11 protein-coding genes and 1 tRNA gene are annotated in these 17,370 nt (G+C 42.6%); 3 read left to right on the forward strand and 9 right to left on the reverse strand.

Annotated elements, in window-relative coordinates; all coding sequences use genetic code 11:
• Positions 1–58: 58 nt before the first annotated feature.
• From LIZ66_RS03640 to LIZ66_RS03675, 8 genes are all read right to left on the reverse strand, one after another.
• Entirely contained in the window at positions 59–2,476 is a 2,418-nt protein-coding gene (locus LIZ66_RS03640) for a glycoside hydrolase family 2 TIM barrel-domain containing protein (protein ID WP_227200277.1), read from the reverse strand.
• Positions 2,477–2,492: 16 nt separating this feature from the next.
• A complete protein-coding gene (locus tag LIZ66_RS03645) occupies positions 2,493–3,563 on the reverse strand; it encodes a family 43 glycosylhydrolase (RefSeq protein ID WP_227200275.1) in 1,071 nt (356 codons plus the stop codon).
• Between the two features lie 55 nt (positions 3,564–3,618).
• On the reverse strand, positions 3,619–6,309 hold the full coding sequence (locus LIZ66_RS03650; protein WP_227200273.1) for a glycoside hydrolase family 3 protein: 2,691 nt from the start codon (positions 6,307–6,309) through the stop codon (positions 3,619–3,621).
• 54 nt (positions 6,310–6,363) lie between these two features.
• Positions 6,364–7,248 (reverse strand): carbohydrate ABC transporter permease, encoded by an 885-nt coding sequence (locus LIZ66_RS03655; protein ID WP_227200271.1) that lies wholly within the window; start codon positions 7,246–7,248, stop codon positions 6,364–6,366.
• An 11-nt stretch (positions 7,249–7,259) separates the two neighbouring features.
• The gene (locus tag LIZ66_RS03660) at positions 7,260–8,183 is read right to left on the reverse strand and encodes an ABC transporter permease (RefSeq protein WP_195409488.1); all 924 of its coding nucleotides are present in this window, start codon (positions 8,181–8,183) and stop codon (positions 7,260–7,262) included.
• A 68-nt stretch (positions 8,184–8,251) separates the two neighbouring features.
• A complete protein-coding gene (locus tag LIZ66_RS03665) occupies positions 8,252–9,760 on the reverse strand; it encodes an ABC transporter substrate-binding protein (protein ID WP_195982669.1) in 1,509 nt (502 codons plus the stop codon).
• Between the two features lie 21 nt (positions 9,761–9,781).
• A complete protein-coding gene (locus LIZ66_RS03670) occupies positions 9,782–11,389 on the reverse strand; it encodes a PHB depolymerase family esterase (protein WP_227200269.1) in 1,608 nt (535 codons plus the stop codon).
• A gap of 188 nt (positions 11,390–11,577) precedes the next feature.
• Complete coding sequence (locus LIZ66_RS03675) at positions 11,578–13,104, reverse strand: ABC transporter substrate-binding protein (protein ID WP_227200267.1); 1,527 nt, start codon at positions 13,102–13,104, stop codon at positions 11,578–11,580.
• Between the two features lie 154 nt (positions 13,105–13,258).
• On the opposite strand from LIZ66_RS03675, the gene LIZ66_RS03680 reads away from it, so the two are divergent.
• Positions 13,259–14,992, forward strand: coding sequence for a sensor histidine kinase (locus LIZ66_RS03680; protein WP_195982672.1), 1,734 nt, complete (start codon positions 13,259–13,261; stop codon positions 14,990–14,992).
• A gap of 50 nt (positions 14,993–15,042) precedes the next feature.
• The gene (locus LIZ66_RS03685) at positions 15,043–15,825 is read left to right on the forward strand and encodes a response regulator transcription factor (protein WP_195409483.1); all 783 of its coding nucleotides are present in this window, start codon (positions 15,043–15,045) and stop codon (positions 15,823–15,825) included.
• Between the two features lie 104 nt (positions 15,826–15,929).
• On the opposite strand, the gene rhaD is transcribed toward LIZ66_RS03685, so the two are convergent.
• Positions 15,930–16,763, reverse strand: a complete 834-nt coding sequence (rhaD, locus tag LIZ66_RS03690; RefSeq protein WP_118578371.1) for a rhamnulose-1-phosphate aldolase — start codon at positions 16,761–16,763, stop codon at positions 15,930–15,932.
• 468 nt (positions 16,764–17,231) lie between these two features.
• Here rhaD and LIZ66_RS03695 point away from each other — a divergent pair.
• Positions 17,232–17,304: transfer RNA gene (locus tag LIZ66_RS03695), tRNA-Val, on the forward strand.
• The last annotated feature ends 66 nt before the right edge of the window (positions 17,305–17,370 follow it).

Here is a 17,370-nt window from a genome sequence, read left to right on the forward strand (position 1 = left end):
TTTTCACCTGTACAGTCGGATTCCCAGACAAGTGATTGGTGTAGCTATTTCAGAACTCTCAGACGGTAATCTCCAATGTTTTGTTTTCTGAGCGCACCTTCAGATTGACAGGATCGTCCTTTTTCGTTTTTCTTACAACAAGTAAGGCTCTTCCATGCCAGGTGCTGGTTTCGTTTGTAATGTATGGATATTTCGTCTTAGGATTTCCGCTTCCGAACCAGAATTTCACATCATCAGAGGTCTCACATGTCAGGTTGCACTCATGATTTTCAATCGCGATTCCATTCTTATCACGATTTGAAATTTCCACAAATACAAGTTCCCCAGCTTTTCCATTCTGAATATCAGCCTCTAAAATCTCCTCATTTCCAGCGGTCTGTAATACCATTCTCCCAAGCTCTTTTTCCCCTTCATAAGCAACAGCTTCCAGGGTTCCCGGCTCATAAACAGTTTCAAACAGGGTTCTAAATCCCGCCTTGCTTCCACTGGCTTTTTTCCCAAGGCTTGTTCCATTCAGAAACAGCTCCACCTGGTCGCCAGGTGCATAAACCTCCACGATCACAGGCTTTTTCTCCATTCCCGGATAGGTCCAGGAAGAAAGTGTATCACTCATTACCCATGGCGTTTTGAATAATGGCTGACCGTATTTTTCTGGATTCTGAACAGCAATATAAGGCACTTTTCTTTCACCAAATACAATCTCACGGAAATAAGAAAGCGGTCGTCTGAAGCCTGTAATATCTATGTCTCCGCAATATGCCAGCTGGCATGGAAATCCTGCTTTGAAGCCGCCTTCCTCCTGTGGGTAAGCCGGGATTCCTATTCCTGCTTCTCCAATATAATCCCATCCTGTCCAGGTAAAATCACCGATCACATAGCTGAGGCGTTTTACATATTCCCAGTTATCTGCAATATCCGGCGGGTTGGTTTCACTGCCTACGATCACTCTGTCCGGATGTTCTTTCCCATCCATTTCATAACGGGCAGTCATATAATTGTATCCGGCAATATCCGTATTGGCACATGCCATATTGATTCGTTCTCCCACGATTTTGTTGGTAACGATTTTATCAAGCTTTCCTTCCTGGGTTGCCATAAATGTCATAAAGTCATTTACATTTCCATCTAATTTTCCCGATGTTTTCAGATCATCCAATATCTGCGGAATCTTATCTCCTGATGCAAATACACCATTAATGGAGGCCAGGGTATAACGTATGGGATCCAGTTCTTTGATCTTTTCACATATCTCATGGCATAACTTTGCCCCATGATCTGTCCCAATTTCCGGAATCTCATTTCCCACGGAATACATGATCACACTGGGATGATTAAAGTCTTTTCGCACCATGGCTTCCACATCCTTTTCCCACCATTCCAAAAAGAACATTCCATAATCATAATCAGTTTTGCTGCGGGTCCACATATCGCTGACTTCATCCATTACATACATGCCAAGCTCATCGCATGCCTTAAGAAGTGCAGGTGCAGCCGGATGATGTGCCATACGGATGGCATTAAAACCTGCTTTTTTCATCCTGTCAATCCGGCGGTACTCTGCATCCAAAAATGTGGCAGCGCCAAGAATTCCACTGTCATGGTGAATACAAGCACCTTTTAATTTCACACTTTTTCCATTTACACGCAGACCGTGAACGGCGTCCAGTGCAAGGGTACGAATGCCAAAAGTCTCCACATTTTCGTCCAGAAGTTCTTCTCCTTCATACAGACGACTTCTCATCTGATAGAGATAAGGAGTATCCACCGACCAGGGCATTGGATTTTTCACTACAATGCGGTCTGTCATTTTCCGTTTTTCGCCTTCAAATACTGTCAGAGGAACCTCCTGTACGGCTGCCAGTTGTCCATCTTTTTCCAGAATTTCCGTTATAAGGCGCAGTCTGTGTGTACCTGTGCTGCGGTTCCAAATGGTTGTCTGAACTTTTACCACAGCAATCTCATCCAAGCTCTCTGTTACTGCCTGCACACCTTCCGGAGCCAGATAGGTCATTGGCCCCCGAAGCAGCCACACATCCTGGTAAATACCACCGCCGCTGTACCATCTGCTGTTTGGCATGGCACCATTGCGTACGATCACACGGATTTCATTTTCCTGCCCATATTTCAGATAGGAATTCAAAGGTACATAAAATCCACTGTAACCATAAGGGCATTTTGCAGCTAGTGCTCCATTTATGTAAATCATAGAATTCATATAAATACCATCAAATTTCAGCATTACAGTCTCCTGCTCCATAGACGGATCTGCAAAAAAGAATTTCACATAATTATAGATATCGCCGTCCCTAAATCCGGTATTCCCTCCATTTTTACTTTCTGCATAGGCAGGTTTTTCCTGCATAATATCATGGGGAAGTGTCACTTCCCGGGCATCCCCTGCAATTCCCCATACAAGGGCAAAGGCATCGCTTCCGGTCCAATATTTCCATCCTTCGTTAAATTTTGTTTTCTTCATTCTTCTTCTCCCCTTGTTATTCAAACTCTTCCAGTTTCCAGGAATCTCTCCAGCGGATTACGGGCCTGTCATTCTCGAATATGATGGGAAGCCATACATAATCAGCAATGTCGGTATTTTCCGCACCTGCCTGGATTCCATGTTCTTTATCCTTTCGCTCCACTACAGACCAGTCTGGTACTTTTCCAGATTCCGGATTAAAGATTGCCTCAAAATTATCTGCATAATCCAGATAATTCAGATAAGTTCTTTTTGGAAGCCAGCGGTCAGCACAGGCAATATACAAATCTTTTTTCCCTGGAACCTTCAGTACACAGGAAATCTGACTGTGAAAAGAGGTGTGGCTTGGATCTTCCATGTGCGGATCACCAAGAACCTGGTATGGTCCATGCCAGGAATCTCCTACTGCGATTTCAGAGGGATTAGGCAGATATCCGGTAGTTCCGGAACTTAGCAGATAATGTTTTCCTTTTCGCATAAAATGTGCGATTCCTTCTCTTACATAGGGTGGACTGATTCTTGGAAAATGGGTGCTGTAGTAGCCGGTCACATCTGTGTAATCTTCCGTGAGATCCGCACAGATGGTTTCCGTATGAACCCTTTCAAAGTAATAATATGCCTTGCCATCTGGCGCTGTTGCCAGATCAAAATCCCCTGCATTCATTCCAAGTGGCCGAAGACCTTCCCGGATTTTCTTATATGGTCCCAGTATGTGGTCTGCAGTCAGAATTGTTTCTGACTGCGTACCATCTTTATTCATGATTTTCAGCCAGCAGACATATTTTTGCGTCTGCTGGTTGTAGAGAATATGAGGTCTGTCCATGCACGCAGAAGGGTGCAGACTGGAATCAGGATCATCCGGTTCCGGAGGAATGATCAGCCCCTCATCCTTCCAGTTGTAAAGGTCTTTCGAGCTGTAGCAGCGTACTCCCCAATGCCAGATTCCGTTCTTTCCATCTGTTTTTTCTTTGTTTTCCCCATACCAGTAATAAGTATCGTCTATATAGATAACCGAGCCTCCATGTGCCTGGATTCTTTTTCCTTCCGTGTCCAGCCACACCTGCCCCGGATAAAATGCGTCGTACATAAATATCACCTTTTTCGTTATTTTAGCTATCTTTATGTTGCTTCAATTTCATTTTTCAGGAAAATTTCAAAACTGTCCGGAACATTCTGTATACACTTTTTTCAAGACGTTTCCGGTCAATCTTGCCGTCCTCCACTCCTTTTACAATCTGCATAGGCTGTGTATCTTCCATACCGCCTGGTGTGATCCAGCCGTTTCCTGCATCCACTGCCTTTACAATGTCGCAGGTATCAGAAGAGGTCCAGTCTGTCATCACGAAACCATCAAATCCAAATTCTTTTTCAAAAATTCCCTGTAACATATCTCCGTTTTCTGCACAGAAAACTCCGTTTACACCGTTATAGGCGGTCATCAAAGAAGCTGGCTTGTAAACGGTAAATGCTTCTTCAAATACTTTTAAATACAATTCCCGAAGTGTTCTTTCGTCAATAATACTGTCATTTCTAAGTCTTGAGGATTCGCAGTTGTTCGCCACAATATGTTTCATACAACTTGCTACCCCATGATCTTCCAGTCCTTTTCCGTGATTTCCTGCCATTTTTCCTGCAAGGAAAGGATCCTCACTGAAATATTCTGCATTTCTTCCTCCCAGCGGATTCCTGTGAAGATTCGCCGCCGGCGCAAGAATCACATTTACTTCTTTTTCCTTCGCTTCATCTGCAATTGCAGCTCCGGTCTCATAAGCCAGTTCTTCATTAAAAGTTGCACATACAGTCACTGAACAAGGGAAACCAATGTTTTTCTCATTCAGGTTTACTCCGTTATTTCCATCTGCAAATACAAATTCCGGTGTGCCGTATTTCTCCATAACGAAAATTCTTCCGGCTTCTCCCTTCTGATCCATTCCCCAGCCGTTTTTGGCACATACTGCCATGCGCGCCAGGTCATAGGTGGAAAGCTGGCCAATAAAGGCTCCAAGTAAGCTTTCATCTGCTTTTACCATGTCCCAGGTAATCATTTTTCTATCTGTTCGCTCTTTATTTTGATTTGCAATCACTTCTACATCGCTTTCGTTTTCCTTCCAGACCTGCTTCCCCTGGAATGAAAATCCTTCCAGACCTGTCATTCTGGTATTTTTTCCACTCGGATAGGTCTGCTCTTCCTGTTTTTTGGAAAGAATACGTAGCTCATATTCTTCCGGAAGTGCCATATAATTCCTGCTCTGGTATAAAGTCACCTCTTCATCCAGCTGCCAGCAGGAAACCTCCACGCTGTTTTCCAGTGAATCTCCTGCAAAAAGTCTGTATTCCCCTTCTTCGCAGATCCAGGACGCATTTTCCACATCAAAGGATGCCAGTTCCCGTCCATTTATGGTAAGCTTCAGTTCCTGACATTCACCTGGCTGAAGCAATTTTGTTTTTGCAAAACCAGCCAGTCTGCGGAAAGGCTGCTCCAGTTTTTTCTCCGGAAGCTGTGCATACAGCTGTACCACTTCTTTTCCGGCTCTGTCCCCTGTATTGGTAACAGACACGCAAATCTGTACGGCAGCCTCATCCAGCGTAGCAGGCTTGCTCCACTTCACGTCCCTGGCAGAAAGTTCAAATGTGGTATAGCTAAGTCCATGTCCAAAGCTGTACGCTGTTTTCTTTTTGAATGTGTCAAAATAACGGTAGCCTATATACAAGCCTTCTTCATATAACGAGTCAATATACTTTTCACAACCGCCACTTATCCGCTCCTGTGGGGTTTCCGGCTGATAGAAATTCCGGGAAGACGGGATTTCTTCCCATGTCAGGCTCCAGGTATCCGGAAGCTTTCCAGATGGATTTACTGTTCCTGCAAGAATCTCTGCCACTGCCCTGCCGCCGTTCATTCCGCAAAGCCCGGTCCAGAGTACTGCATCAATTCCATATTTTTCCACACAACGGCCATCCACAGGGTATCCTGTATTTAACAACAGAACTGTATGGGAAAAAGTTCTGCTGACCTTTTCGATCAGCCTTTCTTCTTCGTCCGTCAGATAAAATTCACCTTTAAATGCAAGATTATCGAAATTCTCACTTGTACCGCGGGTCAGTGCAAGTATTGCGGTATCCGCATAATCTACTGCTCTTTTCAGCACGTCTTCCTCTGGAAGAGTGTCTGTTGCTTCTGCATAAAATTTACGTAGCTCCGGATTTATCTTCAAAGATGTATAATTTTCAATGCCCTCAAACAACCGGATCTGATATCTTGGATTAATTCTTCCTGCACCGGATGCCCCGATACGGAATTTTGCAAAACCACTTCCAAAAACATTGATTTTTGCCTCTTGTGCAAAGGGGAGCACATGCTTCTCATTTTTTAAAAGCACGATTCCCTCTCTGGCAACCTTAAGTGTCACCTGATCTCTTTTCTCATATCGCGGTTCTTCTCCAGCCTTTGGACGGGTGTGGAGGCAATACTCCATTGGCTGCATTTCATTTCCATCCTCATCTACGATTCCCTGAATCAGGATGTGATAATCTTTATCATACTCTGTCAGCACTGGCTGCAGGCAAAGACCTACGATTGTTTCCCTAAATGGGCCTACATTACAGATTTCACTGATAATTCTTATATTTTTGTCACCCTCTCTCAACAGGGCTCTGGCATTTTCCATACTGCCGATCTTTTTTGTGCAGACGAAACAGAAGCATCCTTCCATTCTGTGATCCAGCATATATTCTGCGCCGTCTACATCTTCAATATTAAATTCCGGTGCTTTCATTGCAAGCAGCTGCGGGAGATTAGTTTTTCCATGTGGGATATCTCCAAAAAAGCTCATAGTTTCCTCCTGTTATCATCCTTTTTATCTGAGCAGTTACCTGCGTTTCACAAATCATCCTTTTACAGAACCAGCCATAAGACCTGCTGCGAAATATTTCTGGAAGAAAGGATATGCCACCAGCACCGGGAAAATTCCAACCACTGCCACTGCCATACGGATCGTGGTTGATGGCAGGTCAGCTGCAGATGCACCGGCGGTGCCTCCCAAAGATGCCAGCATAGCCACACTTTCATTGATCGCGTTCAGCACTGCCTGAACTGTATATAAGGATTTATCGTCAATATAATACAGGGCATTCTGCCAGTCATTCCAGTATGCGATGCCACTCATCAGTCCAACTGTGGCCAGAATCGGCACAGACAATGGAAGAACCAGTTTGAAGAAAATCACGAATTCGCTTGCACCATCAATTCTGGCAGACTCATAGATTTCCTCTGGTATACTGTGTGAAAAGTAATTTCTTACCAGCATAATATTAAATACGTTCATCAACAGATTCGGCACGATTAATCCAAAGATCGTATTTTTCACATGGAAAATCGTTACATAGCTGATATAAGTTGCTACCAGACCTCCATTAAAAAGCATGGTGATAACAATGATCAGGTTCATAATTTTTACACCTGGAAGGTTGCTTTTGGAAAGTACATAGGCTGTCAGGGCTGTCAGCACAATACAGGACGCCGTTCCAATCGCCGTAACCAAAATGGTCATTCCATAAGCCCTGAAAAATGTAGCACCATTTTCAGCAATATACCGATACGCATCTAGGGATAATTTTTGCGGAAAATAACTGTAACCATACTTCAATGCCACATCTTCATCTGTAAAAGATGCAATGATCAGCAGAATAAATGGCAGAATTGCCAGTGCGGACAACACAATCATCACAATATGTGCCGCTGCCCTCCATCTTTTTTCGTCTTTTGATACCATATTCCCGCCTCCTAAAATAATGAACTGTCTTTATCAAAATGATTTACGATTGCATTGGCAGTTACAATAAAAATAAATCCTACTACAGATTGCAAAAAGCTTGCAGCTGCTGACATTCCCACATTGTTGTTCACCATCAAGGCACGATACACATATGTATCAATGGTCTGTGTGGTGGAATAAAGTGCACCCTGATTCATTGGAACCTGATAGAAAAGTCCGAAATCAGAGCGGAAGATCTGTCCAAGATTCAGGATTACCAGCATAATGATCGTTGGCTTTAACAGGGGCAGGGTAATACTTTTTATCTGCTGCCATTTTGTTGCACCATCCAGCATTGCTGCTTCATAATAGGTTTTGTCGATTCCCAGAATACTTGCCAGATACAAAAGCATTCCAAATCCAATCTGTTTCCACTGCTGTACAAAGGTCAGGATAAACGGCCAGAATTTCGATTCCATATACCAGGCAACTCCTTCTTTTTTCCCAAGAAGTCCCTTCACAATAGCATTGTTGACAAGGCCTGTATCTGTTGCAAGAAATGCATATACAAGATATGCAACTACAACAATAGAAATCAGATAAGGAAGAAGGATTGCTGTCTGATAAAATTTCTTTGCAATTTTGTTCTGGATCTCATTGAACAGAATTGCCACCGTAATTCCAAAAACGGCTCCTACAAAGATCCACAGAATGTTATACAAAAGAGTATTCCGGACCATAATGAATGCGTCCTTTGTTGCGAACAGGAATTTAAAATTCTTAAATCCAATCCATTTGCTGCCTGCAATTCCTTTCGAATAGCTGAAGGATTTAAATGCCAGCTGCATTCCGTAAAGTGGCATATAATTGTTTACGATCATATAGATCAGCCCAGGTATAAACATAATGTAAAAGGGCAGCCAGTGTTTCCAGTTGATTTTCTTTTTCTTCATATTCACTCACACTTTCTAAAAAACGGTGGGGAATCTGTTATCTTTTCCCCGCCGTTTCTTACTCATCTTTATTTCGCTGCAAGCCACGCATCAAGCTGTTCCTGGTTTGCTGCAATTGCATCATTCATTCCTGCTGCATCCAGAGCATTCACAAATTCATCCAGATATGCCAGGGTTTCTTCTTCACTTCCGCAAAGTCCATTCTGTAAGGTAGGTGTGTATTCTGAAATTACACTGCTGATTACAGATGCTTCTGTCTGGAAATCAGTGTCATCAAACATGTAGCCTAACAATGGAGATACGGTTGCTTCTGCTTCCTGTGCCTCGCACTGCGCGATATAATCTTCGCCGGCAGGAGCTTTTATATACATATCCTTCTGATTTCCACCCTGATAAAACAGTGGCAGATAAGAACCGTTGCTTTCGATGATATCGGTGGAGCCTTCTGCAAAATTATAGTTGGTGCCTTCCAGACCATATTTCATGATGTTGGCAACATCTGCATTGCTGTACAGGAAGTTCAGGAAATCCATTGCCTTGTCAGGTCTTTCACTGTTTGTTGCAATTCCCCACATGTATTCCGTTGCTGTGGAGTTTGTGATGCTGGAATCAACCAGTGTCATATAACCATATTCAAATCCGTTCTGTGCTGCAACAACCTGGTTATCGTTCATCTGCTGTGGTGTGTAATCGCCCTGTCCGCAGAACAGCTGCTGGGAATACTGATAATCAGTGCTGCTGGAGGTATCTGTAGCATCCTTTGCAATAATTCCGTCCTGTCTCCATTTATACATTCTCAGGATGTAATCTTTATAAGTATCTGTTGCATACAGGTTTTCGACGGTAAGATCTTTGGAGGAATCCATAACTGCACCATAAGCAGCTTCACTTCCAAATGCTTCATATGGAACCATCCATGCCATCAGGTTCATATCACCGCCGCCTACGAAATGGCACATGATGTCTTCTCCGGAATCTTTTACCTCATAAAGAACCTTTTCCAGATCATCAAGAGTTCCTTTTTCCGGAACGGTAATACCAAGCTTATCAGCGATCGTTTTGTTATAGTAGAAGCCTTTCTTTACTGCACAATACTGTCTTGCCGGAACTGCCAGCTGTTTACCGCCCACATTTCCACTATTCAGAAGATCACCAAATAAGGAAACAAGTTCCGGTCCATGTGTCTGCAGAAGATCATCTGTATTCATGTCATACAGGATATCAGAGCCAACCAGAGAGGATAATGACTGGACAGTTCCTACATGTACCAGATCGATCTTTTCATTTCCGGCGATTGCCAGGCTTGTTGTGTTCTGCAATTCACTGATCCATACATACTGAAGATCTACGGTGCAGTTGATTGCCGGAAGTGTGATCGCATTGATTGCATCTTCCATAGCCGCTTCGTCGGCAACCTCTGTACCAGGAAGCACTACCATCTGAATTGCCACCTGATAAGGATCCTCATCCATGTTGATCACGGATGAATCTGCTGCAACAGAATACGCGCCTGTGCCTGTCAGCATACCTGCCATCATGCAGGCTGTTAATACTGTACTGATTATTTTTTTCTTCATTTAAATATTCCTCCTGATATTTTATTCTACTGGCTGCCATGCTGATTCATCGATACCAGCCAATGCATTTTCTGCTTCTCCTGCCATAAATCCGGTCAGGTCGTACAATACCTGTACCGTACCGTCTTCATTAATTTTTCCTTTTAATACCTGGTCATCATTAAATGTAAAGAAGTACAGGTAAAACTCTGTCTCGTCATCGTTCATTGCACAAAGAACATCCACTGCACTGCCAACTACTGTTGCCTTATAGTTCTGGTATTTTGTGTAGCCTTCCGGAATCTGTGTGTAATCTTCACCCTCAACTTCATATGGCACATATTCAACAGGATCTGCAAGAGTCTGATCTACAAGCCACATCTTAATAAAGCTGTCATTGGATGCTCCGCAGGAAGAAGAATGTAATTTTCCGGTAGAGCTTGAATAAGTTGTTTTTCCGGTAATATTGTCCACAGCTGTGTAGGATTCATTATCTGGAAGAACCACAGTTCCATCTCCAAGCAGGTAATTATATTGCTCTGCTGTATAGCTGTGCCATACAAGATTATCTCCAGGCTTCATTCCCAGATTCAGCAGTTTGTTATAAACTGTAGCGAAACGGATCGGCACGGAAAGAATATCGCCAAGGCTCTGTACAAACATTACAGAAGTTCCTGAATTTGCAAATGTTTCCAGTTCAGCATCGGAATATGGTGCGTTAAGATCCATTGCAGTTGCCTCTTCCAGTGTATTGTCAAGAGATACATCGAAAGGACCACCGTTAAGAAGTACGATTGCTGCTAAGTAACCCGGATACTGATTTGCAAATGTCATAGTAGCCATAGCACCAGCTGACTCTCCTGTCATATAAACACGATTCGGATCTACTTTTCCGCTCTCTACCAAACCGTCTATAGCACCTTTGATCGCTGCACAGGTTTCCTGGGTATCTACATCATTGTCACGAACAGAAGCCATTACATAACACGGAAGTTTTTTCTGGCTTTCCTCTTCTGCAAATGAAACAATAAACGGTGCCGCATCAATTGCAGCTACTTCTCCGGCATCATTCATTCCACCATGGTTGAAAATTACCAGTGGAAGGGCTTCATCCTGTGTTTCCGGGGAATACAGCCAATATGGAACAGTTGTGGAGCCGGATGTAGATTCCAGCAGGTCAAATGCATCAACTGTATCACATTTAATTCCGGCCATTGCCTCATCATATCCGAAGTCCAGATTCTCATTGGTACAGGTCATGGTAAATGGATCACCGTAACCACCACCACTGATTTTCAGGTAAAAAGGTTCCACCTCAATCAAAACCTGATTTTCTGTGAATGAAACCTGTTTCGCAGGAATGTTTCTCACCTCGTGGGCCATCTGATCCATTACACAGTTGTTCATCTGGAAATCATCTGCCTTTAAATTCATCAGATCTGCTGTTGAATCAACAGTCAGAACAAAAGATGTAACACGGTAACCATAAGGGGCTAATTCACAATCTGCAGTTATGGATTTTACAAATGCCGTTTCATCTCCTGCAGCTGCTTCGGTTGCTTTGTCCTCCTCCGTATTCCCGGCTGCCCAGACTGGTGATGCTGATGTTGTCATTGCCATACAAAGCAACATACATAACCATTTTTTCATTGCTCTTTCCTCCTTTTTTATTTTTCGGTCTGTTTAATTACAAGTACAATTTTAGTTATCTGGGCATAAAAAAAATAGTACAATTCTAACCTTAAAATTGTACTATTATGACCTGTTGTTAAATTTATGCTGTTGTTTTATTCTCTTATTTCTGGAGCATGTTTAAAAAAGGCTTTCGCTCTAGCACCTCACTTATGGACAGATGGAATGGAATTGTCTGTCAGCCAAGCATCCAGCTGAGCCTGATTTGCCTCAATTACTTCGTTCATTCCGGCAGCATCCAGGGCAGCCAGAAATTCATCCAGATATTCCTTGGTTTCTTCCTCGCTCCCACAAAGCCCGTTCTGCAAAATAGGAGTATACTCTGAGATCACGCTGCCAATAACAGCAGCCTCTGTCTGATAATTGGTATCGTCAAAGGTATACCCTAAAAGTGGAGATACCTTCGCCTCCTTTTCCTGTGCCTCGCACTGTTCTATAAAATCTTCCCCGGCCGGAGTCTGTAAATACATTTCTCTCTGGTTCCCACCTACATAAAACATGGGAAAATAGGAATTATTTCGTTCAATAATATCATCAGAGCCCTCTACAAAATTATAATTTTCTCCCTCCAGACCATATTTCATAATATTGGCAACCTCTGCATTACTGTACAGAAGATTCAAAAATTCCATGGCTTTGTCTGGTCTTTCACTATTTCGCGCAATTCCCCACATACTTTCCGCCACTGAAGAATTGGTAACCTGTGCCTCCACCATTGTCATGTAGCCATATTCAAAACCGTTTTCAGCCGCAATGTGCTGGTTTTCATTCATCTGGATGGGGCTGTAGTTACCAACGCCGCAAAACAAGCGCTGTGTATACTGATATTCATTGCCACTGGTAGTATCTGCCGGATCTTTTTCTATGATTCCGTCCTGACGCCATTTATACATTCGCAAAACATAATCCCGGTATTCTTCTGTAGCATACAGATTCTCAACCACCGTATCTTTCGAAGAATCCATGACCGCCCCATATGCAGCTTCATTTCCATATGCTTCATATGGCACCATCCATGCCATGAGATTTATATCTCCTCCACCAACAAAATAGCACATGATGTCTTCTCCAGACGCCTTTACCTGATAGAGCACCTTTTCAAAATCATCCAGTGTCCCTTTATCCGGGACTGTGATTCCAAGCTTATCTGCAATGGTTTTATTATAATAAAAGCCTTTTTTCTCAGAATTAAACTGCTTTGCCGGAATTGCCAGCTGTCTTCCATTTACATTCCCACTTTCAAGCAGCTTTCCATACAGCGATACCAATTCCTGACCATGCTTTTGTAACAGATCATCTGTATTCATGTCATACAAAATATCTGCTCCGACCAGTGAGGATAAAGGCTGCACTGTTCCCACATGAATCAGGTCGATTTTTTCATTTCCTGCAATTGCTAGATTGGTTGTATTTGGAAGCTCGCTGATCCAGATGAACTGCAGATCTACAGTACAGTTTATGGCAGGCAGTGTGATTGCATCAATCGCTTCCTCAATATCTGCTTCATTCTGAATCTCTGTTCCAGGCAGAACAACCATCTGGACCGCCACTTCATATGGCTCTTTAGCCTTATCTGTCTGGATAGCTGCATTAGCTTCCTTTAATCCTGTACCAGCGGTAAGTACAGCAAGCAGCCCTATTTTCAGAATTGTCTTATGTATTTCTTTTTTCATAGTATATAACTCCTGATATGCATTGATTAATTCGGTCAACCATTTAAGTTTAGCATAAGGACTTCAGATTTTCTACTAGCAATCTGGCATTGCATAGTCAAAAAAATTATATTATGATTATAATTACGAATGTTTATCAAAGGGGAACCAGGCCATGAAAAAATTTTCATTTAAAAAGCAGCTTTTTCTTCAATCCACTGCTGTCCGAATCATCCTGCTTATCATCGCATTGCTGATGCCATTTAATGTCATCACAATCGTTCTGATGCGCATGACAGTCAGCAATGCACAGAGACAGGTAGAAAAAGAAATTCAAAATGCACTGGATATGAACGTATTTAATTTTACCCAGCAGCTTCAGAACGTCAGCCGACGTGAAATATATTTGTGCATAAATTCCGAAAATTCAGAATTTCAGGAATTATCCACAGCACTTGATTCCCTCAATAATGTAAAAAAGGGAAACCTTATCCGGAAAGTGGTGCAGGATGCGGATGACCTCCGCCAGGAGCATTCCATAGCTGACCTGGTATGGTTTTCTTTTCCCCAAAACGGTTATGTTGTCACCAGTGGAGCACCTGGTATCCAAAGCGATGCCTATCGGGAACTGATTGACAGTGTCTACGATCCCGGCAAAGGAAAAGGTATGCAATGGTCTGTTGATACCCTTGATGACACAATGGTATTGTACGGTTCTGCAACCTGGAACAAAATCCACTGTGGCATTCTTCTGAATCTGGAACGTACCTTGCCAAAGCTTGGGCAGTCCGAAAATAAAGGCGGTAAAATTGTCTTTTTCACCAATACCGAAGAAACCATTTTTTCCCAGGAAGGAACAGACTTTTTTTCCGATACAGGTCTTAGCCTTGAGCAGCTGAAAAATTCCCGGGATTACCAGGTTTATCTGTCACCAATAGATGACTTTGGTGTTACAATGGTAGAAATAAACAAACGGGAAAGTACCTTTGGCAGTCTTCCTGTTCCTATCCGGGTTCTTGAAGTCATTTCCCTGATCCTGGTATTTTTATCCATGCCAATTCTTTTGTTTTTTGAAAGGAGATGGCTCATTCACCCTCTTAAACGACTTACTGGTGCCATCGAAATCATTGAAAAAGGCGATCTTGATTACCGTATCGAGGAAAACTGCAAAAGCATGGAGTTTACCCAGATCAACAAAAGCTTTAACCGCATGATGGATCAGGTTTCAGACTTAAAAATTCATGTATATGAGGTTCAGCTGGAAAAGCAGCAAATCAAAATGAAATTTCTCAGTCAGCAGATCCAGCCTCATTTTATCCTGAACACCCTGAATATCCTGTACAGCTATGAGCAGGAGGAATATCCGCTGATCCAGAAAATGATTCTTCTACTCTCCCGGTATTTCCGTTATATTGTCAACGCCAATTCAGATTTTGTAACGTTGAAGGAAGAAATGGATCATATCCGGAATTATTTTGATATTCAGCAGGTACGCTATCCGGAAACTTTTTTTGCCATGGTAGAATATGCTGAGGAAATCGAGGATTGCCTGGTACCACCTCTTCTGATCCAGAATTTTGCAGAAAATTCTATTAAGCATTCCATCCGGATCGGCAATCACATTGATATTTTCGTAATCGCTCAAAAATATGATGAAGAGCACCTTCGAATCCGGATGCTGGATACCGGTGAAGGGATTAATGAAACAACACTGAAAAAGATAAAACTTTTCCAGGAAACAGGCGAACATCAGCCGGGGCTTGGCATCGGAATCCAGAATGCAATTGAGAGATTGAAGGTTCTTTATGGGCTGAATACCAGTTTTGAAATTGGCAGGGATGAGCCACACGGAACCCGAATTTCGATCATCCTTCCGATTCATCATGCTGAGGACGAGGACGAGGATTGAGCCTTTCACTGAAGGATTTAAAAAATATTACAAAAATGGGAGAATAAGACATGCAGGCATTACTTATAGATGATGAAATCGTTGCTGTGAACGCATTAAAACGAAGGGTAGACTGGTCCAGATATCATGTGGATCAGGTTTTTACCGCACAATCCATGCAGGAAGCCCAGGAAATATTCCGGCAGCAAAAGATTGATTTCATGCTCTGTGACATCGAAATGCCAAACGGCAGCGGTCTGGAATTATTCGAGTGGGTAAAAATCTATTATCCCCTTACGGAATGTGTTTACGTTACCTGCCACCCGGAATATAAATATATACGGAAGGCACTGAAGCTTGGAAGTGCAGATTATATACTGAAGCCTATTGACTATGAGGAACTGGATGAGGTTTTGTGTGAGCTTGTGAAACGTCTGGACAAGGCAACCGAAAATACCGAAAAGATAGAAAAAATCCCAGATGAGATCATGCAGAAGCTAATTTCCCAGAATGTACATACGGAGCAGGATCAGATGATCCGTGATGCAAAACAGTTTATCCTGGAGCATATTCAGGAAACGATCTATGTGGAAGCAATTGCCAACCAAGTCCACCTCAATGAGCAATACCTGATGCGGCTGTTCAAAAAAGAGACCGGCATGACAATTCTGGAATATATTACAAATGAACGTGTCACTATGGCAGCAGAGCTTCTGGTGGAAACCAATTTTCCCATTGTTACCGTCGCAGACAGTGTAGGTTATGGCAATTATTCTTATTTTACCAAAATTTTCAAACGCTATATGGGCGACAATCCAAAAACTTACCGACAAAAACATAAAACAGCAGAATGAATTCTAAATTTCTTAATTGGCAAAATTCCAATCCTGTATTTTTCTGCCAGAAAGACCTGTCAGAAACTTTTTCTTAACTGACAGGTCTTTCTTTTTCCTATTAATCACTGTTCTTTTTCATAAAGGAATTCTTCCGGCAGGGTAACGTGGAAGTCCTTTGCTACTGCGCGGAAATCATCTGGTGTAATGGTCTGCAGCTTGCGTGGAGCCATGGACATGACTTTTACAAGGATTTCTGCAGATTTCTCTACAGTGTGAAGAAGACCAAAGGTCAGGTCGAAGTCTTCACCAGAGCAGAACATTCCGTGATGTGCCCAGATAACAACATCATATTTCTTCATCAACTCAGCTGTTTTTACTGCAATTTCTCTTCCGCCTGGTACCATCCAGCCTACAACACCTACACCGTCTGGAAAAACAACCGGGCATTCTGTTGCAGACTCCCAAAGCTCTCTTGTAAATACCTTGTCATCCAATGGAAGGACAAAGGTTAATGCGATGGTGTTGGTTGTATGTGCATGATAAATAACACGATGTCTGCCGTTTGTAAGCTTCTTTTTTACCTCATGATTCATAAGGTGGGTTGGAAGCTCGCTGGTCGGGCGGCCGCCTTCTACCAGTCCCCAGCGGATTCTGTAATTAACACCTTTATCATCCAGTTCAATGATTGCAAGACATGCTTCCGGGTCAACTGCTATGTTTCTGAAATATTTGCCGCTTCCGGTTACCAGGAAAAACTCTCCTGCAAGTCCCGGCACCTCTGTGCCGATAGGCTGCCACTCGCCTGGTGCATTCAGACGTGGACGGATCATTTCTACTTCTTCTGCTTTCAGACGATAGCTTAAGTTTCCGCCGTTTCTCTCATGCCAGCCCTGCTGGAAACCATCGTCTGCCATTTTGATAAAGCCCTTCATAAATTTGGAATCTAAAATCTTCATACCATCTTCTCCTCTTCTATTTTTCGTATCGCCAACTGACGTTTCCTAATAGGAAAAACAATTGTCAGCTGATCGCAATTATGATCTCAGGGCATGTTTGTGAGCTCTTTTTTATGAGACCATACGAATACACTGCGTCCGTTCTTTTTCTTCTTGCAGGTATCCGGTATGCTTTTGTTTGCTCTTCTTGTTTACAGACTCAGTATAACATCAATTCTCATTTTGGAAAGAACCTTACTTGCCAAATTGTTTTCCGCTTTTTGCAAATAAGGACCCAAAATAAAAATTTCTGTTTCCAGAGCATGTTTAAGAAAGGCTCTAGTTTTCTTTTTTTCCAATAAAATAGTAAAAAAATATAATTCTAAATTTTTTTGAAAAAATTAAAAAAAGTTGTTGACAATTTGCGACAGTTAATAGTATAATAGCAAAGCGAGCTGCGGAAGAGAAGATACTTCACAGTTTGTATATGGGGTCTTAGCTCAGCTGGGAGAGCATCTGCCTTACAAGCAGAGGGTCACAGGTTCGAGCCCTGTAGGCCCCATACTTATGAAATGAATATGGCGAGATAGCTCAGTTGGCTAGAGCACGCGGTTCATACCCGCGGTGT

Origin of the sequence: Blautia faecis, from assembly GCF_020554845.1 — a bacterium.
GTDB classification, from domain to species: Bacteria; Bacillota; Clostridia; order Lachnospirales; family Lachnospiraceae; genus Blautia_A; species Blautia_A faecis.